This window comes from Myxococcales bacterium, from assembly GCA_016720545.1.
In the GTDB taxonomy this organism is placed as follows: Bacteria; Myxococcota_A; Polyangia; order Polyangiales; family Polyangiaceae; genus JAAFHV01.
Window position 1 is genome coordinate 100,038 of record JADKKK010000018.1, and the last position, 18,862, is coordinate 118,899.

Below are 18,862 nucleotides of genomic sequence, written 5' to 3' on the forward strand. Positions count from 1 at the left end.
CACCCCCTCGCTCCCTTGTGGCGAAAGGCCGAGCCGCGCGACTTCTGGAAGGGATCACGCTTCCAGGAGACTAGGCGTCGTGCGCGGCGTGATCTTCACCGAAGATCATGACGGCCCTCCATTCCGGCTCCCTTCAGAGCGCGGCGAGGAGCTTGGGGCCGGCCCAGTCGTGGAACCCCGCGCAGAGGGACCGCACCGTCTCCGGGTCGCCGCGCTCTATCGTCGCGACGAGCATCGCCACGCCCTCGGCGTGCTGAGCGGGCGACGAACGAATGCTCGCGAACACGTGGGCGAGGTCGCGCACGGTCGACGCGTTCCAGTGGACGAACATCGTGTAAATGGGGTTGTGCGTCGCGGCCGCCGTCGCGAGACCGAACGCCAGCACCGCGGCCTCGAACGCCTCGGGGTCTCCCGCGGCCGCCGCCTCCTTCATGCCCTCGGCGGCGGCCTTGAGCGCGCGGACGTCGGCGGGCTTGCGGCGCTGCGCCGCGAGCGAAAGCATCTCCATGTCGAGCAGGCGCCGCACCTCGAGCAGTCCCTTCAAGAACTCGCGGGAGACCCGCCCTTTGCGCGGCGTGAGGAACGTGGCGACCACGTCGGGGCTGAGCGACGCGCGCGGGTCGAGCACCACGGTGCCGCGTCGCCGCACCGGCCGCACGAGCTTGTGCACCTCGAGGAACTTCGTGGCCTCGCGGATGACGCTCCGGGCCACCCCGAACTCGCGCTCGAGCTCCTCCTCCTTCGGGAGGATCGAGCCTACGGCGACCTCGCCGCCCACGATCCGCGCCATCAGCTCGCGAGCGACCGCGTCGGCCTTGCGCCCGCCCTCGGGGGGGAGTCTCTTCACCATCCGCCCAGCTTAGAGCGGACATATCGCCGCGTCTCGAAAAACCGTGGATCAGAACGAGGTCGTAAGGACGCCGGGGCTCAGCGTCCCGGTCGGGACGTTGTCGTTCTTCGACGGCCGCGTCGCGAGGTAGACCGTGGTGCCCACGCCCGCGCCCACGACCGCGGCGCTCCCGAGCACGATGAGCCAGGTGGGCACGCCGGCGCTCTCGGCCTCGAGGGAGACCGGCAGCGTGCGGGTCTCGTCGTCGCGCAGCTGGACGTCCTGCTGGAAGGTCCGCCGGCCCTTCGCCGTGACGCGGACGAGGTAGCCGCCCGAGGGCAGCTTCATCCGGTGGTGACCGACCCCCACGGCCCGCCCGTCGACGAAGATGGCGGCGTCGGCCGGCGTCGCGTTCACGATGAGGGTGCCCTCGTGCCGCACGGCCACGAGCTGGAGCTTCACCGGCGTGGAGACCGTGGGTTTGCCCGACACGGTGATCGTGAGCTCCTGGAAGCCGGCCTTCTTCGCGGTGATCTTGTGGGGGCCGAGGTCGGCGATGAGGGGCTCACCGGGCGACTCTACGGGCGCGCCGTCCACGAGGAGCTCGGCTCCGGGCTCGCTCACGTGGAAGACGAGCGTGGTCGTGAGGGCGGCGAAGGCGCTCGCGGCCTGATCGGCCTCGGCGCGATCGGTGGCCGTGAGGAGACCCCCGCCGAGGCTCTGGTAGCGCCGCACGAGCCGCAGGGCGTCGGCGTACGAGTGCATGGTCTTGGCGCACGTCGCCATGTTCCAGAGCAGGCGCGGATCGGGGAACAGCTCGTACGCCGCTTGAAACTTGTAGAATGCACCTTTTGCGTCGCCCAGCGCGAAGAGGCCCTTCGCGGCCTCGTACTCGCGGCGAGCGGGCGGCGAGAGGGTCTCGGAGATGCTCGGTGGGGTGGCAGCGCTCGGAGCTGCGGGCGCGGAGGGCGTCGACGAGGGCGTCGCCGAGGGCGTCGCCGAGGGCGTCGCCGAGGGGGCGGCCGCGGCCTTCGGTGCGCCGACGGGGGCGCGTGGCTTCGGCTTGGCGAGCGCGGGAGCGGTGGGGGCGGCGAGGACCAGGACCGCGAGCAGGCACGCCGCGAGGCGTCTCCCACGGGGCACACGCGCTCGTGACTCGGCCGTGGGGCGAGAGTGGTCTGGTGCGTGCGAAGCCAAGGGCATGTCCGTCGGGATCCCGAGCGGGAGGATACGCCCTCGCGGTGGGCCTCGCTCCCGTTTTTTCTCGCGAGCGGCTCGGGGGAGGGGCGGCGCACGGTCGCGCGCTCAGACGCGCCGCGGTGCGCTACGGTGCGCATCGGAGGAAGCACAGCATGCCGGTGGTGGAGACGAAGATCGATCCGAGCAGCGAGGCGTTTCGTCAGAACCGCGCCGACATGCTCGCCGAGATCGACAAGCTGCGCGCGATCGAGGGCAAGGTGCGTGAGACCGAGGCGCGCGCGCGCGACAAGTTTCACAAGCGAGGCCAGCTGCTCCCTCGCGAGAGGGTCGCGCTGCTGCTCGACCGCGGATCGCCGTTCCTCGAGCTGTCGACCCTCTGCGGACTCCGCTACCACGACGACAGCGACGGCTCCCTCGCGGGGGGGAACACCATCGTCGGCGTCGGCTACGTCTCCGGGGTGCGCGCGCTCGTCGTCGCGAACAACTCGGCCATCAAGGGCGGGACCATGTCGCCTTGGGGCGTGCAGAAGACCCTGCGCGCCCAGCGGATCGCCCTCGAGAACAAGCTGCCCATCGTCGTCCTGGTCGAGAGTGGCGGCGCGAATCTCCTCTACCAACAGGAGATCTTCGTCCCCGGCGGCGAGGCGTTCTACAACCAGGCCCGGCTCTCCGCCGCGGGGGTCCCGCAGATCTGCGTCGTACACGGCTCGAGCACCGCGGGCGGCGCGTACCTGCCGGGCCTCTCCGATTACGTGATCATGGTGCGCAACAAGGCGAAGGTGTTCCTCGCCGGGCCCCCGCTGCTGAAGGCCGCCACCGGCGAAATCGCGACCGACGAGGACCTCGGCGGCGCCGAAATGCACTGCCAGGTCGCGGGCACCGCCGAGCTGCTCGCGGAAGACGACGCCGACGGCGTGCGCATCGCCCGGGAGGTGGTCGCGAAGCTGGGGTGGGCGCGCGTCGCCGCGGGCCGGCACGGGGAGGGCCGCCCGCCGCGGTATTCGCCCGAGGAGCTGTGCGGCGTGGTGCCCGTCGACTATCGCAAGCCGTACGACTGCCGTGAGGTCATCGCGAGGCTCGTCGACGGCTCCGAGTTTCTGGAGTTCAAGGCCCTCTACGACGGCCAAATCGTCTGTGGCCGCGCCGAGATCGACGGCCACCCGGTGGGCCTCATTGGCAACAACGGCCCCATCACGGAGCGCGGCTCGGTGAAGGCCGCGCAGTTCATCCAGCTCTGCTGCCAGGCGGACGTGCCCATCGTGTACCTCCAGAACATCACGGGGTACATGGTCGGCACGAAGGCCGAGCAGGCCGGCATCGTGAAGCACGGCTCGAAGATGATTCAGGCGGTCGCGAACGCCACCGTGCCGCAGCTCACGGTGGTGATCGGCGCCTCGTTCGGCGCGGGCAACTACGGCATGTGCGGCCGCGGCTTCGGCCCGCGGTTCATCTTCGCGTGGCCCAACTCGCGCACCGCCGTCATGGGAGGCGAGCAAGCGGCGCGGGTCATGTCGATCGTCATGGGGGAGAAAATGGCGCGGCAGGGGAACCCGGTGGCGGAGTCGGTGCTCATGGAGATGGCGCAGCCGATCATCGACCAGTTCGACAAGGAGTCGCACGCGTGGAACTGCAGCGCCCGTCTCTTCGACGACGGGCTCATCGATCCGCGCGACACGCGCCGCGTGCTCGCGCTCACGCTGTCGATTTGCCGGGAGTCACGCGTGAGGGAGCTGTCGCACAGCACCTTCGGCGTGGCGCGCATGTGAGGGTGAGAGGACGATCCAGATGACTCGACTGAGCAAAGTGTTGGTCGCCAACCGCGGTGAGATCGCGGCGCGCGTCATACGAACGTGCCGCAAGCTCGGCATCCGCACCGTGGCCGTCTACTCCGACGCCGATCGCGGCGCTCCGCACGTGCTGGCGGCCGACGAGGCCGTGCACCTCGGCGCCTCGCCGGCGCGCGAGTCGTACCTCGTGGCCGAGAAGCTCCTCGCCGCCGCGCGCGCCACCGGCGCCGACGCGGTGCACCCAGGCTACGGTTTTCTGTCGGAAAACGACCAGTTTTCAAGCGCTTGCGCCGAGGCGGGGATTGTCTTCGTGGGACCGCGCCCCGAGGCGGTGCGGCTCATGGGGAACAAGCGGCAGGCCAAGCTGCGCATGCTCGCGGCGGGCGTCCCGTGCATCCCCGGGTACGAAGGCGCGGACCAGTCGGACGAGACGCTCGCGCAGGAAGCGCTCCGCATCGGGCTGCCCGTCATGGTGAAGGCCGCCGCGGGCGGGGGTGGGCGAGGCATGCGCCTCGTCACCGCACCCGAGGCGCTGGCGGAGGCGATCCGTTCCGCGCGCTCCGAGGCCGAGAACGCCTTCGGGAGCGGCGAGCTCATCCTCGAGAAGGCGGTCGTGAACGCGCGGCACGTGGAGATTCAGGTGTTCGCCGACTCGCACGGCAACGTCGTGCATCTCGGCGAGCGCGACTGCTCGGTGCAGCGTCGCCACCAGAAGATCATCGAAGAGTGCCCGTCGCCTGCCGTCACCCCCGCGCTCCGCGAGGCGATGGGCGAGGTCGCGGTCGCCGCCGCCCGCGCGATCGACTACCTCGGCGCCGGCACGATCGAGTTCCTCCTCGCGCCGACCGGCGAGTTCTACTTCATGGAGATGAACACTCGGCTCCAGGTCGAGCACCCGGTCACCGAGCTCGTGACCGGGACCGACCTCGTCGCGTGGCAGCTCGCGGTCGCGGCGGGGGAGCCGCTCCCGAAGTCGCAGGCCGAGATCGACTGGCGAGGACACGCGATCGAGGTGCGCCTCTGCGCGGAGGACCCGGCGCGTGAGTTCATGCCCCAGACCGGGCGGATCGTGGCGCTCGAGCTCCCCGAAGGCGAGGGCGTCCGCGTCGACCACGGGCTCGCCGAGGGGCGCGACGTGAGCCCGTTCTACGACTCGATGGTGGGCAAGCTCATCGCGCACGGTGCCACGCGCGAAGAGGCGCGGTGCCGGCTCGTCGCGGCCCTCGAGCGGCTCGCCCTCCTCGGCGTCGTGACCAACAAGGAGCTGCTCCTCCACGGCCTGCGCCACCCCGCGTTCGCCTCGGGCGAGTACGACACCGGGTTCGTGCCCGCGCACCTCCCGAGCGCCACGCTCGCGGGCCTCGGCGCTCCGACCGCCCGGCAGGTCGCGGTGGCCGGCGCCGCGCTGTTCCACGCCGACGCCGACGCGCTGCGCCGCACCTCGGGGCTCCCGTCGGAGCTCGTCGGGTGGAGCAGCTCTCATGCGCCCAGCGTGCCCGTGAAGATCTCGTGCGGTGGCGAAGAGCGGGTCGTCGTGGTGCGCCCGATCGGGCGCTCGAGCTACGAGGTCGAGCTCGGCGACCTCACGCTCACGCTCGAGGTCGAGGGCGAGGGCGAGGGCGGGCTCCGCGAGGGCGCGCGGCTCCTCCGCTTCACCGCCGGAGGGACGACCGCGACGGCGCGTGTCGCTCGCGATGGCGCGACGACGTGGATCGACTGGGGCGCGTCCGTGCACGCCTTCACCGACGTCTCTCTCGCCCCGCGGCGCGCGGAAGGCCGCGCGACCGATGGTCGCGTCCTCGCGCCCATCGACGGGAAGGTCCTGCGGGTCGAGGTCGCGGTGGGCGACGTGGTCAAGAAGGGCCAGCTCCTCGTGGTGCTCGAGGCCATGAAGATGGAGTTTCAGCTCGCGGCCGAGATCGACGGCACCGTGGCGACGCTCTCGGTCGCGCCCGGCGCGCAGGTGAGCGCGAGGCACCTCCTCGTCGAGGTAGCGCCGGCCGGCTGACGGCGCGGCGCACCGTCCATGGGGTCCTCGAGCTCGAAGCAGCCCGCGCCGTCGCAGCGCCGGAGGACCGTCGTGCTCGGGGTGGTGGGCCCCTCGCTCGACGCGGGGAAGGGGCCGGCGCGGTGGGAGCGGTGGCGCCCCACGGTGAGCCTCTGCATGCACGACGATCTCCTCGTGGACGAGCTCGTGCTTCTGCACGATCCGCGGCACACCTCGCTCGCCTACGCGCTCGGTCGCGACGCCTCGCAGGTCTCACCCGAGACGCGCGTCACGCACCTGAGCTTTCCGCTCGCCGACGCGTGGGACTTCGAGGAGGTCTACGGGGCGCTCCACGACCTCGCCAAGGCGCACGCGGGCGCATGGGACCCCGACGAGTGCGACCTCCTCGTGCACATCACGACCGGCACCCACGTCGTCCAGATCTGCCTCTTCTTGTTGACCGAGTCTCGGCATTTGCCCGGGCGCCTCGTGCAGACCTCGCCGCGGGTCGTCCGCGACCACGGCGAGGGCGAGAGCGTGCGAGGCAGCTACGGCATCATCGACCTCGACCTGGCGCGATACGATCGCATCGCGAGCCGCGTGCGCGACGAGCGCGAGGTCGGGCAGGCTCTGCTGAAGGACGGCATCCCCACGCGGAACGCCTCGTACAACGAGATCGTCTCGCGCGTGGAGGAGGTCGCCGTTCGCTCGCGCGCGCCGATGCTCTTCCTCGGCCCCACGGGCTCCGGCAAGAGCGCCCTCGCGCGCCGGGTGTTCGCGCTGAAGAAGGCGCGGCAGGGGCTCGTTGGGCGCTTCGTCGAGGTGAACTGCGCCACGGTCCGTGGGGACGCGGCGATGAGCGCCCTCTTCGGGCACGCCAAGGGGGCCTTCACGGGCGCCGTGTCCGAGCGCGAGGGGCACCTCGCCCGCGCCGACGGTGGCGTGCTCTTCCTCGACGAGATCTACGAGCTTGGCCCGGACGAGCAGGCGATGCTCCTCCGCGCGATCGAAGACAAGACCTTCACGCCGATGGGATCCGATCGCGAAAAGCGTAGTGATTTCCAGCTATTGTGCGGAACAAATCGCGATCTCTTCGCCGCCGCGAGGGAGGGGCGGTTCCGCGAGGACCTGCTCGCGCGCGTCCACCTGTGGACCTTCCGACTGCCCTCGCTCCGCGAGCGCCTCGAGGACCTCGCGCCCAACGTCGAGCACCAGACCGAGCGGGTGGCCCGCGCGCTAGGGACGCGGCTCACGTGGGCGCGGGAGGCGAGGGAGGCCTACTTGGCGTTCGCGCACTCGGCGGCAGCGACGTGGCCCGGCAACTTCCGCGATCTGGACGCGAGCATCACGCGGCTTGGGACGCTGGCGCCGGGCGGCCGGATCACGGAGGCGCTCGTTCGCGAGGAGGTGGCGCGGCTCCGGCAGGCCTTCGGCGGCGCGGCCGCGGTGCCCGCCGGCGGGGAAGCCACGCTGATCGAGCGCGTCTTGGGGGCGGTCGCGCTCGATCGTTTCGACCGCGCGCAGCTCGAGGACGTCCTGCGGGTCTGCGCCGAGGCGCGCTCGCTGAGCGAGGCGGGGCGGGCGCTCTTCGCGGAGTCTCGAGCGCGGAAGGGCACCGCGAACGACGCCGATCGGCTGCGCAAGTACCTCGCTCGGCACGGGCTCGAGCTCGCCGACGTGCGCGCGCGGCTTGCCCGCGCCGAGTAGATCAGGAGGAGCTCGGGTCCTTGAGCTCGGCTGGGTCGCGCGAGCGCGGCGCCGCGGCCGGCGGCGCGCCTAGCCCAACCGAGGTCGGCGCGGGCGTCACGGTGCTCGCCCACATGCGGAGCCTCATGGTGGTGGGGAGCGGCGTGCCGTCGGGGAGGTGCTGCTCGCTCGGCGCGTCGTGAGACGCGGGCGCGAGCAGGTGAGCCCACCTTCGATAGCGCGTCCCCTCGAGGGTGACCTTGAGCACCATGACGATCGGGACCGCCAGGATCGCCCCCGCGGGCCCCCACAGCCACCCCCAGAACAGCAGCGAGACGAGCACGGCGAACGAGGAGAGCCCGAGCGTCCGCCCGAGCAGCCGGGGCTCGACCACGTTGCCCACGATGAAGTTGCTCGTGGACATGGTGATCGCGACGCCGATGGCGGCGCCCGGGCCGCTGTCGAGGAAGGCGGCCGCGACCGCGGGGATCGTCGCGATGACCGCGCCCACGTTCGGCACGAAGTGAAGCAAGAAGAGGAGCACCGCGAGCAGCAGCGCGAGGCGCACGTCGACGACCTTGAGCACGAGGTAGGCGATGAGCGCGACGAGTAGGCTCGTGAAGCTCTTCACGAGCAGGTAGGTCTGCACTTTGCGGACGATCTCGTCCACGCGGGAGAAGCCGAACTCCGGGTCGTCGGTCACCTTGCGGAGCTTGCCGCCGAGGTCGAGCACCTCGGAGAGCCCGAAGAACACGACGAGCATGATGATGAAGAAGTCGGACACCACCCCCGCCGCGCGCTGGAGCACGCCGGTGGCCATGCCTACCCAGTCGGGGCCCTTCGGTCCCGCGACCGAAATCGTGACGTGGTGTGCGCTGAGCCAGGCGCGCGCCTTCCCCGCGAGCAGGTCCCCTTGGTGCGAATAGTGGGGCCACTCGTCGTTGAGCTGGGTGCTCGCGAGCCCGAGCGCGACCGTGCCCGCGGAGATGACGGCGAGGGTCGCGAGGCCGCCGATGAGCACCGCGAGCGTGGGAGGTACGCGCTTCTGGACGAGAAAGGTAGAGAGCGGCGACACCACCGTGACGAGGATCGCGGCGAGCGTGAGCGGCACGAAGAACGGCGCCGCGAACTTGAGGGCGGCGACCACGACGCAAAAGGCCGCGATGTCGCGGAGCGAGACCCCTCGCCGATCGTCGGACCCGAAGCCCACACCCACACACTACACCGGTTGGCGCGCGCGCCCACACGAGGCGCTTGGAAATCCGCGCCGCTGGACGGCGTATAGGGCCCCCGACTACGCTCCGTGACGTGAAGAGCGACGCCGCGCCCCCGCCTTTGGCCCGCCTCCCCGACGAGTGGAGCGCGGAGGCGGTGCGGCTCGGGGGGAGAACGTTCCACGGCAAGCAGATCTTCCGCTGGGTCATGGCGCGCGGCGTGGCGGAGCCCTCGGGCATGACCGACCTGCCGCGCCCCCTCCGCGAGGCCCTCGCGGCGAGCGGGGTGGGGCCGGTGCTCACGGTGCTCCCGGGCATGCGCGCCGCCGACCGCACCCGCAAGCTCCTCGTGCGCCTCGCCGACGGCGCCACCGTGGAGACCGTGCTCATCCCGGGGGTGAGCGGCGTCCGGCGCCTCGGGCAGGGGGTCCAAGACGAGTGGCTCGAGGACGCCGACGCGGCGTCGGTCGACGACTCGGAGGACGACGAGGTGGAGGAAGCCGAGCGCACGAACGACCGCGGCGCTGGCGACGCGAAGGTGCAGCCGCTGCGGGTCACCCAGTGCATCAGCACGCAGGTGGGGTGCGCGATGGGCTGTGTCTTCTGCGCGAGCGGCGTCGCCGGGCTGAAGCGGCACCTCGGGGCCGACGAGATCGTCGCGCAGGTGCTCGCGGGGCGCGCGCTCCTCGACGACGACGAGCAGCTCCGGAACGTGGTCTACATGGGCATGGGCGAGCCGCTCCACAACTACGAAGCGACCGCGCGCTCATTGCGGCTCCTCACGCACCCCGACGGCGTCGGCCTCTCCTCGCGTCGCGTGACGGTGAGCACGAGCGGCCTCGTGCCCGAGATCGCCCGCCTGGGGCAGGACTTCGGCGGCCAAATCGGCCTCGCGATCTCGCTCCACGCGGCGGACGACGAGACCCGCGGCCGCCTCATGCCCATCAACAAGAAGTACCCGCTGAAGGCGCTCATGGAGGGCCTCCGCGCATACCCGCTGCCGCGCCGGCGCCGCATCACCATCGAGTACACGCTCGTGGCGGGCCGCAACGACGGCGTCGCGGAGGCGCGCAAGCTCGCGACGCTGCTGCGCGGTCTCCCGGTGAAGATCAACCTCATCCCGATGAACCCCATCGAGGCCTCGGCGCTGGGGCCGCCTGGCGCGGCAGGCACGCTCGACTTCCAGCGCGTGCTCGTGGACGCGGGCTACTCGTGCTTCATCCGGCGGCGCCGGGGTGACGACGTCGCGGCGGCGTGCGGTCAGCTCGCGCTCCTCGGCGCCAAGCCCAAGGTGCGCGTGAACCGGGGATGAGCGGCACTGCGACGTCGTCGACGCGCGCGTGCCTGGCCCGCGGGGCGCGCGGCGCGGGGCTCCTCTGGGCGGCCTCCCTCGCGACGGCGCCGTCCGCCGCGTACGGTGAGCCGTCGCGCGAGCTCGCCGCGCTCGCCGACAAGCCGGGCTACATGCAGCTCCAGGCGCGCGCGCTCGTCGGCGCGGGCCTCCGCTTCAACAACCCCTACCGCCTCGCGACGCCGCTCGGCAGCACGGCGGAGTCGGTCTCGCGCGCGCCGTTCTACCTCGACGTCGGCGCCGCGGGGCTGCTCGGCTCCCCGAGGGGATTCCAGCATGGGGTCGACCTGGGGCTCGCGACCTCGCTCGAGGGGGTGGCTCAGTCGGTGTTCACGCCTTCGTACGTGCTCTATCGCCGCTGGCACGCGCTCGCGGGGGCCGCGCGCGTCGGCACGCCCATCGTGCTCGGCCCCGACGTCACGTGGGGCCTCGAGCTCGCGATGTCGGTGACGTACTTCGTGCGAGGTGCGCTGGGCGTGCGCGCCGAGATCGTCGGCGACGTCTTCTACGGCGCGGGCACGGTCGAGCGCCGCGTCCCCGCGTACCCCATGCTCTCCGGCGCGCTGGGGCTCGTGTTCGCCTACGAGGTGTTGCCGTGAGCCGGGGCACGCCGCCAGGCGCGCGCCCAGCGGTGGCCCCTCGCGGGTTGGCCGTGCTCGCGGTCGCCGTCCTCGGCATCCTCTCGCTCGCCCCCACTCCTGGCGATGTGGGGGGGTGTGGGCGCGCTCCGGAGCTCCTCGACGAGCGCGCCTACGCGAACGCGCGCAAGCTCACAGACTGTCAGCGGTGCGCCGAGTGCGGGCTCACGAGCGAGCGCTGCGCGCGAGCGTGCCGCGCCGACGTGGCCCCGGAGAGCGCCTTCCCGCCGGGGTGCCAGCCGCTCGTGCGGGACGGCGAGGTGTGCGTCCGCGCCCTCCGCGTCGCTTCGTGCGCGAGCTACGCCGTGTACCTCTCGGACGCGGCCCCGGCGGTCCCCACCGAGTGCGAGTTCTGCCGCGCGGAGGTCTCGGCGCCGTCGGGGCCGCTGCTCGGGTCGGAGGCAGGGCCGTGACGCGTCTCCGTCGCCGGCTCGCTCGTGACGCCACCGTCGCGCTCGTCGCCGCCGCATCGGCCGTAGCGGCCATGGGCTGCGCGGGCGCGCGCGCCTTCGTGGCATCGCCCGCCGACTACGAAGACTACCGCGCGGTGCGGCTCGCGGCGCACGAGGGCACGCGGCTCGGCCGCGCGCGGGCCTATCTCCAGCGGCACCCGCGCGGAGCCTACGCGGCCGAAGTGCAGAGCCTGTACGCTTCGGAGGAGCCGGCGTACTTCGAGCGCGTCAAGAGCACGCCCGACGGCGCGCGCGACTACCTCGCGAGCTTGCCAGGCGGCCCCCATGCGCTCGCCGCGAGCGCCATCCTCCGCGAGGACTACGAGCGTAAGGACGACATCGCCCTCGCTCGCGAGCTGCGCGACGGTCGCTCGGCGGAGGCCCGCTTCCAGCGAGCCCTGGAGGGCAGGAAGGCCGCCGCCGCCGCCGTGTACGACGCGCTGGCCGCCGCGCTCGACCCGGCGCTGCTCGGCTCCGAGGCCTCGGCGCCGCCCGCCTCGTTCGTCGCGGCCGCCCGGGGTGCCGTGCCGACCCTCTCGGGCCTCCCGCTCGAGGTGGAGCGAGACCTCTTCTTCACCCTCCCGGGCCGGGTCGAGCGCCCTGATCGCGTCCTCACGCTCACGTTCACCCGGACCGTCCGCGGCGGGCGCGTGACGGAGGCGCGGGTCGAGGCCGAGGACCTCTTCGTGCACTGGCGCGAAGCCGACACCGCCGAGGCGCTCGACCCCACCGTCGGGCGCGATCGCGCGCTCGGGCTCGCCCACGCGCGAGAGCGTCTCGCGGGAGCCCTCGAGGCTCGGTTTCCCGCGGCGTCGTGCGGCGCGGGCGGCGGGCCGGCCGACACGAGGGACATCCTCGTGGTGCTCTTCCGGCAGTGCGGTGGCGCGAGGGTCGACGTGACCGCTGGCCGCCAGCATGGCGTCGCGGACGTCGTGCACGTGCGGCTGGCCGACGCCGCCGTCACGGCTCCCTGACCGTCAACTCCTGCGCCTCGGGACGCCTACGTTTGCCGCAGCCGCGCGCGCCGGTGCTAAGGTCCGCGGGCGCATGCTCATTCCGTACATTCACGTACCCGACTTCGAGATCGGCCCGATCCCGGTCATCAACAAATCGATCCCGCTTCACCCCTTTGGGCTGCTGGTCGCGACGGGCGTCATCGTGGGCGCGTGGCTGGCGACCTGGCGCGCGCGGCGCCGCGGGATCGACGAGCAGCACCTGAACTCGTTCATCACGTGGATCCTCGTCTTCGGCTTCATGGGAGGCCACATGCTCGACGAGATTTTCTACCACCCGGCGGAGCTCCTGCGCCGGCCCGAGTCGTTGTTTTTCCTGTGGGAGGGGCTGAGCTCCTTCGGTGGCTTCACCGGCGCCGTCATCGGGGGCGTGCTGTGGAAGTACTTCTACGCCGTCCCCATGCTCGAGACGCCGCTCTTCACGCTCTTCAAGTTCCGCAAGCGGAAGGTGGCGGCGCCCCTCCTCCCGTTCGCCGACCTCATCATGTCGGTCTTCCCGGTCGCGTGGATCTTCGGCCGCGGCGGGTGCAGCGTGGTGCACGATCACAAGGGCGCGCTCGTCGACTCGCCGCTCTCGGTCGAGTTCCCGAAGTACGGGCTCGGCCAGCACGCGCCCATTCAGCTCGTGCACGGGCCTGAGCTGCGCTTCGACCTCGGCCTCCTCGAGTGGATGTTCACCGTGGTGCTGGCTACCGCGTTCGCGCTCACGTGGAAGAAGCGACTCCCCGTGGGCACGTACATCGTGGTCACAGCGCTCACGTACTCGCCCGTTCGCTTCGTGCTGGACTACTTCCGCCTCCACCAGGGGGCGGAGTCCGACCCACGGTATGGCGGCCTCACCCCGGGGCAGTGGGCCAGCGTCGCGTTCTTCACGTTTGGCCTCGTGATGTGGCGGCGCGTCCAAACGTTCGAGGCGTCGAAGGTGGACCTCTACGCTCCCTTCATGGTGCGTGAGGGCCGCGGGGACACCCCGACGGCGAGCGCGTCTGAGTCCGAGCCCGCCGCCGAGACGACCAAGACCTAGTCCCCTGGAGTCGTGGTTCGTATCAGCAGTCCGGTCTTCGGTGTCATGCCGAGGAGCGATGGGGTGCCCCGTTTTCGGCGGCGGCGGGCCCGTCCTCAACTCGGACGTCGTTCCGCGCGGTGGAGGCGGCGCTTTGCGCTCAGGGGACAGTGGTTTCGGGTGTGACCGCGCGAGAACGCCGACCCTCGAACATGAGTATCCTCCCACCGCCGCCGAAGACGGGACACCCCCTCGCTCCCCTGTGGCGAAAGGCCGAGCCGCGCGACTTCTGGAAGGGATCACGCTTCCAGGGGACTAGCCGCGGCTCCCGTCGCCCTCGGCTAGCGGGTGACCTTGCCCTCGCGTCGATCGGCTGGCGGTGCGAGGTGCTCCTCGAGGAGCCTGCGGACGTCGGGCGGGAAGGGGAGCTTGCGAGGGCCACCAGGCTCCCTCAGCGCGCAGCACACCACCGTGTGCGCGACCGTGGCGACGTGCACTCTGTCCCCCCGCTCGAAGTGGTGGCGCAGCGTGCATGAGGTCTGGCCCAGGTGCACCACGTCGAGCCGGATCGTGAAGGTGTCGCCGTAGCGCAGGGGCGCGGCGTAGGTCGTGTCGACGTGGACCGCGGGGAAGCCGATCGCGCGGCCCATCACGGTGCCCACGTACCCGCCCTCGAGCCCGCCAAAGAGCTCTTCCATGGCCTCGTGGGCGTAGTTGAGATAGCGCGCGAAGAACACGATCGACGCGGCGTCGACCTCTTCGAACCGCACCTTCCGCTCGTAGGTGATCATTCCGTTGCCTTATCGGGCGCGCGCGGTCGCCGCAAGGCAACGTCGTCGCGCGGACCGCGCCCCCGGCCATCTCCTCCGTCGGCTTGCCGTCGTCGACCGCGCCACGGACAGCGGCGAAGCGACCATGCGATTTCGTTTACGGCTACGCGCGATTCGCTCTAAGGAAGTCGCAGCAACGATGCTCACCGCCAAGCCCGCCGTCGTCGTATCGCTGGTCGCGCTCGGCGTGGCCCTCGTGCCCGCGCTTGCGGCGGGGCTCACCGGATGCGGGCCGTCGCGCTGCGGGGCGCAGTGCCCCGCGGACCCCGAGCCCACCGAGGCCCAGCGCAACCGCTGCGAGGCGAACGTCTCGCCGGCGCCCGCCTGCCAGGCCGAGCTCGTGGCGCTCGGCGACTGCTCGACGGGTCTCACCGTCTGCGGCCGCGACGATCGGACCGACCTCGCCGCGACCGCGCAGGTCGTGCTCAAGGAGTGCGGTCCGCAGCTCGTCGCCTACACCGACTGCACGTCCCGCGTGAAATGACGACCCTCCAGGGAAAATACAGTTTCGCGCGAATGAATTTGCCGTCTCCGCCCGTTGACGTGTAGAACCGCTCTCCTATTCGCCCGTGTGGGTCGACTGGCCTGCAAGAGCAGCTTTGGAGGAGATCATGAAGAAGATCGTAGCTGGTATGTTGGCGTCGGCCGTCGCGGCGCTGTTCGTCGTGAGCGCAACCCCGGGCTGCTCGAGCAGCGTCGACTGCAGCGCCAACAAGTGCTCGGCGGATCCCGCGCCGACCGACGCGAGCAAGAAGGAGTGCGAGGCCGAGAAGGCGGGCGCGTGCGGGTCGGAGTACAACACCGCCGGCAGCTGCGTGAACGGCAAGGTCACCTGCGGCTCGGACAACAAGACCGACACTGCCTCCGCCCTCAAGGCGATCGGTGACTGCGCGACCGAGATCAAGGCCTACTCGGACTGCAAGGCGAAGAACGCCGGCGGCGACGCGGGCAAGTGAGTCGAGCGCCCGACGACCTCGTCGGGCACCGGAGGACCGCGACGGAGACCTCGGTCGACGTCGCGTTTCTCTTTTGTTTCACCAGTGAATGTTCCGCGATCCAGGCCGTCTCATCGAGGCGATCGCGCAGGACGCGACGATCCTTAAGGAGAGCCGAATGAAGAAGATCGTAGCTGGTATGTTGATGTCGGCCGTCGCGGCGCTGTTCGTCGTGAGCGCGACCCCGGGCTGTTCGAGCAGCGTCGACTGCAGCGCCAACAAGTGCTCGGCGGATCCCGCGCCGACCGACGCGAGCAAGAAGGAGTGCGAGGCCGAGAAGGCGGGCGCGTGCGGGTCGGAGTACAACACCGCCGGCAGCTGCGTGAACGGCAAGGTCACCTGCGGCTCGGACAACAAGACCGACGCTGCCTCCGCCCTCAAGGCGATCGGCGACTGCGCGACGGAGATCAAGGCCTACTCGGACTGCAAGGCGAAGAACGCCGGCGGCGACGCGGGCAAGTGAGGTCGAGCGCCCCGACGACGGGTCGGGGCCTGGGAGACGTGGCGGCGACCTCGGTCGACGCCACGTTCTTCGTTTTTGGGTGGAACGAGAGGCGAGGCCAAGCCATGGCGCGTCGAAAGGAAGGGGAAGAAATGCGACCAATCGTAGCTCGTGGACTCGCGTGGGGGATCGCGCTGGGGGCGGCATCGGGTTGCTCGAGCACGCCCGTCGCGTCGGACGCGGGGACGGCGGACGCGGCGGCGACTGACTCGGCGACGACCGACGCGGCGCGCCCGGCGGACGCGGCGGCGGATGGGTCGTCCAGCGGCGTCTGCAATGCCATCGTCTGCTCGGCGGACCCCGCCCCAACGGACGCGAGCAAGAAGGCGTGCGAGGAAGAACTGAAGGGCCCGTGCGGCGCGGGGTACGGCGCCGTCAGCAACTGCGTGTTGCCCAAGGTCACCTGCGGCCCGGACAACAAGGCCGACCAGGCCTCCCTCAACAAGGCGCTCACCGACTGCGCGAGGGAGCTCAAGGCCTACCAGGACTGCAAGGCGAAGAACGTGGATGCGGGTCCCTAGTCCCCTGGAAGCGTGATCCCTTCCAGAAGTCGCGCGGGTTCGGCCTTTCGCCACAAGGGAGCGAGGGGGTGTCCCGTTTTCGGCGGCGGTGGGAGGATACTCATGTTCGAGGGTCGGCGTTCTCGCGCGGTCACCCCAAACCACTGTCCCCTGAGCGCAAAGCGCCGCCTCCACCGCGCGGAACGACGTCCGAGTTGAGGACGGGCCCACCGCCGCCGAAAACGGGGCACCCCCTCGCTCCTCGGCATGACACCGAAGACCGGACTTCTGATACGAGCCACGCTTCCAGGAGACTAGTCCCGGCCTTCTCGGCGGTCCTTGCGTGAGCGCGAGCTTTTCGTACGACAGGTCGGGCGCGCTTGGTGGAGCGAGGGGCGAGGAAAAATGCGACAAGTCATGGCTCGTCGAAAGGAAGGATAAGAAATGCGACCAATCGTAGCTCTTGGACTGGCGTGGGGGATCGTGCTGGGTGCGGCATCGGGGTGCTCGAGCACGCCTGTGGCGTCCGACGCGGGGCCTTCGGACGCCGCGACGACCGACGCGGCGACGTCCGACGCGGGGCCTTCGGACGCGGCGACGACCGACGCGGCGCGGCCGGCTGACGCGGCGCCTGACGCGGCGACGAGCACGGTCGACTGCAACGCCCAGAAGTGCTCAGCGGACCCCGCGACCACCGATGAGGCAAAGAAGGCGTGCGAGGACGAGAAGGCGGGCCCGTGTGGTGCGCAGTACAACGCCGCCGGCAGCTGTGTGGTCGCCAAGCTCACCTGCGGCGCGGACAACAAGACCGATCAAGCCTCCGCGCTCAAAGCCATCAGCGACTGCCAAGCAGAGATCAACGCCTACCAGTCCTGCAAAGCGAAGAACTCGGATGGGGGCCCGTAGTACCGGCCGCGGCCGTGGCTACCCGCGCCCCTTGCCTCGTCGGCCCGTGAGCGCGAGCTTCAAGTACGAGAGCTGACTCTTGGCCGCCTGCAAGGCGAGCTCCACGGGGTCTCGCTCCCGCGCGCCGCGCAGCTCTGCGAGCTCTCCCGACTCATAGAGCGCGCGGGTCGCGGCGCGCCGGAGCTTTCCGCTCGACGTCTTGGGGAGCGCGCCGGGCGAGAGGGGGAGCGCGTCGTCGAGCGCGAGCCCGAGCCCCTCGCGGACCGCCTGGCGTACCGCGCTCGACAGGGCCTCCCTCCGCACGGCGGCGCCCGGGCCGACGAGCGCGTCGGCCGCTTCGAAGGCCACCACCACGCGCTCCCGATCGGCGGCCGGATCGCCGAAGCCGAACGCGACCGCGCTCCCCTTTCGCACCCCCGGCACGCGACCCGCCTCCCACTCGAGGTCCTGAGGGTAGTAGTTGCGACCGTTCAGGAGGATGACCTCCTTCGCCCGCCCGCACAGGAAGACTTGGCCCTCGTGGAGGAAGCCGAGGTCGCCCGTGCGCAGGAAGCGGCCCGCGAGGGCCCCCCGCGTGCGCTCCAGGTCCTCCCAATATCCAGTCATGAGGCTCGGGCCGTGGAGGCGCAGCTCGCCCACCTCGCCCTCGGGGAGGGGAGCGGCGCTCTCCGTGTCATCCATCGAAAATATGCGTATCTCGTGGTCGGGGAACGCGCTCCCGCAGGAGACGAGGCGCGCGGCGCCCGGCGAGTCGGGTTCTACCGGGACCGCTTGGCCCGTCGCGGCGAGGCGCTCTGCGTCGATCGCGAGGGTCTGCAGACCGCCCCCGAGCGCGCTGAAGGACACCGCGAGGCTCGACTCCGCCAGCCCGTACGAGGGGAGCAGCGCCTCGCGGCGAAAGCCGACCTTGGCGAAGGTCTCGGCGAACGTCTCGAGCGTCTCGGGGCGGATGGGCTCGGCCCCGCACCCCGCGACACGCCACGACGAGAGATCGAGCCCCTCGAGGTCGCGCTCCCGGATGCGCTTGACGGCGAGGGCGAAGGCGAAGTTGGGCTGGAACGCGATCGTGCCCCGATGGCGCGTGATCGCCTGGAAGAGGCTGACGGGGCGCTTTAGAAAGAGCAGCGACGGGAGGAAGGTGACGCTCACCCGGTGGAAGAGCGGCGCCAGCACGAACCCGATGAGCCCCATGTCGTGGTAGAGCGGCAGCCACGAGACGCCCATGTCGGCCTCGGGGTCGGCGCGGAGCCCGTCGCGCATGATGCACAGGGCGTTGGCTCGGAGGGCCTCGTGGGTGAGCGTGACCCCCTTGGGGCGTGACGTCGAGCCGCTCGTGAACTGAAGGAACGCGACGTCGCTGGGGCGCACCGTGGGCGGGCGGAGAGGCTCGAGTGACTCACGGAGGCCCTCGATCGCGAGCACCTGTTCCAGCTCGGGGCACGCCTCCTGGACCGCTCCGAGCGATCGCTTGATGGCTGCCGTCGTGAGCACCGCGCGCGCGCCGCTCTTCGCCAGGATGTGGCGCGTGTTATCGAGGTACGCCTGCATGGGCCCGAGCCCGAGCGGCGGGTAGATCGGCACAGGCACCACGCCCGCGCGGATCGCGCCAAGGAACGCGAGCACGAAGTCCTCGTTCTGCGGGAGGATGAGACCGCACCGATCGCCCTTCCGGAGGCCGAGCGCCTGGAGCGCTCCCCCGTACCTGGCGCTGGCGCGCTCGAGGGCCGAAAACGAGAAGGTCGCCTCGGCGCCGCCGGTCCCGCGGAAGCCCGGGACGCCTTCCTCGGGCACGAAGCGAAACCCGCGCGACGGGTCGACCCCGGCCGCTTCCTCGATGGCGTGGGCGACAGACCGGCTAGGTGTCGTCATCTCCGCAGGATCTAACATCAAAGGCGCCGCCGCGCGAAACCGCGCATGCATGGGGTCGTGCGCCCGACCGAGTCGTTTTTGACACGCACCCGAGGTTGCC

General features: G+C 71.1%; 18 protein-coding genes. 13 read left to right on the top strand and 5 right to left on the bottom strand.

Annotated elements, in window-relative coordinates; genetic code table 11:
- Positions 1-133: 133 nt before the first annotated feature.
- Together IPQ09_24360 and IPQ09_24365 are read right to left on the bottom strand one after the other, a co-directional pair.
- Positions 134-850 (bottom strand): FadR family transcriptional regulator, encoded by a 717-nt coding sequence (locus IPQ09_24360; GenBank protein MBL0197302.1) that lies wholly within the window; start codon positions 848-850, stop codon positions 134-136.
- 48 nt (positions 851-898) lie between these two features.
- On the bottom strand, positions 899-1,972 hold the full coding sequence (locus IPQ09_24365) for a PEGA domain-containing protein (protein MBL0197303.1): 1,074 nt from the start codon (positions 1,970-1,972) through the stop codon (positions 899-901).
- A 209-nt stretch (positions 1,973-2,181) separates the two neighbouring features.
- Here IPQ09_24365 and IPQ09_24370 point away from each other — a divergent pair, with 209 nt between their 5' ends.
- The 3 genes from IPQ09_24370 to IPQ09_24380 are packed head-to-tail and all read left to right on the top strand — an operon-like array spanning position 2,182 to position 7,510.
- On the top strand, positions 2,182-3,795 hold the full coding sequence (locus tag IPQ09_24370) for an acyl-CoA carboxylase subunit beta (GenBank protein MBL0197304.1): 1,614 nt from the start codon (positions 2,182-2,184) through the stop codon (positions 3,793-3,795).
- A 19-nt stretch (positions 3,796-3,814) separates the two neighbouring features.
- A complete protein-coding gene (locus IPQ09_24375; GenBank protein MBL0197305.1) occupies positions 3,815-5,824 on the top strand; it encodes an acetyl-CoA carboxylase biotin carboxylase subunit in 2,010 nt (669 codons plus the stop codon).
- 18 nt (positions 5,825-5,842) lie between these two features.
- Positions 5,843-7,510, top strand: a complete 1,668-nt coding sequence (locus IPQ09_24380; protein ID MBL0197306.1) for a sigma 54-interacting transcriptional regulator — start codon at positions 5,843-5,845, stop codon at positions 7,508-7,510.
- A gap of 1 nt (position 7,511) precedes the next feature.
- Here IPQ09_24380 and IPQ09_24385 read toward each other — a convergent pair whose 3' ends face one another.
- The gene (locus IPQ09_24385; protein MBL0197307.1) at positions 7,512-8,699 is read right to left on the bottom strand and encodes an AI-2E family transporter; all 1,188 of its coding nucleotides are present in this window, start codon (positions 8,697-8,699) and stop codon (positions 7,512-7,514) included.
- Between the two features lie 212 nt (positions 8,700-8,911).
- On the opposite strand from IPQ09_24385, the gene IPQ09_24390 reads away from it, so the two are divergent.
- From IPQ09_24390 to IPQ09_24410, 5 genes are all read left to right on the top strand, one after another.
- Complete coding sequence (locus IPQ09_24390) at positions 8,912-10,015, top strand: 23S rRNA (adenine(2503)-C(2))-methyltransferase RlmN (GenBank protein MBL0197308.1); 1,104 nt, start codon at positions 8,912-8,914, stop codon at positions 10,013-10,015.
- Positions 10,012-10,653: a hypothetical protein gene (locus IPQ09_24395; protein MBL0197309.1), complete on the top strand. Its 642-nt coding sequence runs from the start codon at positions 10,012-10,014 to the stop codon at positions 10,651-10,653. Before IPQ09_24390 ends, IPQ09_24395 begins: the two co-directional genes overlap by 4 nt.
- On the top strand, positions 10,650-11,105 hold the full coding sequence (locus IPQ09_24400) for a hypothetical protein (protein MBL0197310.1): 456 nt from the start codon (positions 10,650-10,652) through the stop codon (positions 11,103-11,105). Before IPQ09_24395 ends, IPQ09_24400 begins: the two co-directional genes overlap by 4 nt.
- On the top strand, positions 11,102-12,118 hold the full coding sequence (locus IPQ09_24405) for a hypothetical protein (GenBank protein MBL0197311.1): 1,017 nt from the start codon (positions 11,102-11,104) through the stop codon (positions 12,116-12,118). Before IPQ09_24400 ends, IPQ09_24405 begins: the two co-directional genes overlap by 4 nt.
- A 73-nt stretch (positions 12,119-12,191) precedes the next feature.
- Positions 12,192-13,181: a prolipoprotein diacylglyceryl transferase gene (locus IPQ09_24410; protein MBL0197312.1), complete on the top strand. Its 990-nt coding sequence runs from the start codon at positions 12,192-12,194 to the stop codon at positions 13,179-13,181.
- A gap of 320 nt (positions 13,182-13,501) precedes the next feature.
- On the opposite strand, the gene IPQ09_24415 is transcribed toward IPQ09_24410, so the two are convergent.
- Complete coding sequence (locus IPQ09_24415) at positions 13,502-13,951, bottom strand: acyl-CoA thioesterase (protein MBL0197313.1); 450 nt, start codon at positions 13,949-13,951, stop codon at positions 13,502-13,504.
- A 178-nt stretch (positions 13,952-14,129) separates the two neighbouring features.
- Between IPQ09_24415 and IPQ09_24420 the strand changes: the two genes are divergently transcribed.
- The 5 genes from IPQ09_24420 to IPQ09_24440 all read left to right on the top strand — a co-directional run bounded on the left by IPQ09_24420 (position 14,130) and on the right by IPQ09_24440 (position 16,893).
- Positions 14,130-14,474 (top strand): hypothetical protein, encoded by a 345-nt coding sequence (locus tag IPQ09_24420; protein MBL0197314.1) that lies wholly within the window; start codon positions 14,130-14,132, stop codon positions 14,472-14,474.
- A 127-nt stretch (positions 14,475-14,601) separates the two neighbouring features.
- Entirely contained in the window at positions 14,602-14,946 is a 345-nt protein-coding gene (locus IPQ09_24425) for a hypothetical protein (protein ID MBL0197315.1), read from the top strand.
- 157 nt (positions 14,947-15,103) lie between these two features.
- Positions 15,104-15,448, top strand: a complete 345-nt coding sequence (locus tag IPQ09_24430; GenBank protein ID MBL0197316.1) for a hypothetical protein — start codon at positions 15,104-15,106, stop codon at positions 15,446-15,448.
- Positions 15,449-15,579: 131 nt separating this feature from the next.
- Entirely contained in the window at positions 15,580-16,008 is a 429-nt protein-coding gene (locus IPQ09_24435; GenBank protein ID MBL0197317.1) for a hypothetical protein, read from the top strand.
- A 423-nt stretch (positions 16,009-16,431) separates the two neighbouring features.
- On the top strand, positions 16,432-16,893 hold the full coding sequence (locus tag IPQ09_24440) for a hypothetical protein (protein ID MBL0197318.1): 462 nt from the start codon (positions 16,432-16,434) through the stop codon (positions 16,891-16,893).
- Positions 16,894-16,911: 18 nt separating this feature from the next.
- On the opposite strand, the gene IPQ09_24445 is transcribed toward IPQ09_24440, so the two are convergent.
- A complete protein-coding gene (locus IPQ09_24445; protein ID MBL0197319.1) occupies positions 16,912-18,762 on the bottom strand; it encodes a fatty acyl-AMP ligase in 1,851 nt (616 codons plus the stop codon).
- Between the last annotated feature and the right edge of the window lie 100 nt (positions 18,763-18,862).

What these genes read in the sequence shown, in the direction of transcription:
- IPQ09_24445 (MBL0197319.1), bottom strand. Translation starts at nt 18,762, where the DNA reads ATGACGACACCTAGCCGGTCTGTCGCCCACGCCATCGAGGAAGCGGCC.
- IPQ09_24430 (MBL0197316.1), top strand. Translation starts at nt 15,104, where the DNA reads ATGAAGAAGATCGTAGCTGGTATGTTGATGTCGGCCGTCGCGGCGCTG.
- IPQ09_24415 (MBL0197313.1), bottom strand. Translation starts at nt 13,951, where the DNA reads ATGATCACCTACGAGCGGAAGGTGCGGTTCGAAGAGGTCGACGCCGCG.
- IPQ09_24425 (MBL0197315.1), top strand. Translation starts at nt 14,602, where the DNA reads ATGAAGAAGATCGTAGCTGGTATGTTGGCGTCGGCCGTCGCGGCGCTG.
- IPQ09_24380 (MBL0197306.1), top strand. Translation starts at nt 5,843, where the DNA reads ATGGGGTCCTCGAGCTCGAAGCAGCCCGCGCCGTCGCAGCGCCGGAGG.
- IPQ09_24440 (MBL0197318.1), top strand. Translation starts at nt 16,432, where the DNA reads ATGCGACCAATCGTAGCTCTTGGACTGGCGTGGGGGATCGTGCTGGGT.
- IPQ09_24435 (MBL0197317.1), top strand. Translation starts at nt 15,580, where the DNA reads ATGCGACCAATCGTAGCTCGTGGACTCGCGTGGGGGATCGCGCTGGGG.
- IPQ09_24410 (MBL0197312.1), top strand. Translation starts at nt 12,192, where the DNA reads ATGCTCATTCCGTACATTCACGTACCCGACTTCGAGATCGGCCCGATC.
- IPQ09_24395 (MBL0197309.1), top strand. Translation starts at nt 10,012, where the DNA reads ATGAGCGGCACTGCGACGTCGTCGACGCGCGCGTGCCTGGCCCGCGGG.
- IPQ09_24375 (MBL0197305.1), top strand. Translation starts at nt 3,815, where the DNA reads ATGACTCGACTGAGCAAAGTGTTGGTCGCCAACCGCGGTGAGATCGCG.
- IPQ09_24370 (MBL0197304.1), top strand. Translation starts at nt 2,182, where the DNA reads ATGCCGGTGGTGGAGACGAAGATCGATCCGAGCAGCGAGGCGTTTCGT.
- IPQ09_24420 (MBL0197314.1), top strand. Translation starts at nt 14,130, where the DNA reads ATGCTCACCGCCAAGCCCGCCGTCGTCGTATCGCTGGTCGCGCTCGGC.
- IPQ09_24360 (MBL0197302.1), bottom strand. Translation starts at nt 850, where the DNA reads ATGGTGAAGAGACTCCCCCCCGAGGGCGGGCGCAAGGCCGACGCGGTC.
- IPQ09_24390 (MBL0197308.1), top strand. Translation starts at nt 8,912, where the DNA reads ATGGCGCGCGGCGTGGCGGAGCCCTCGGGCATGACCGACCTGCCGCGC.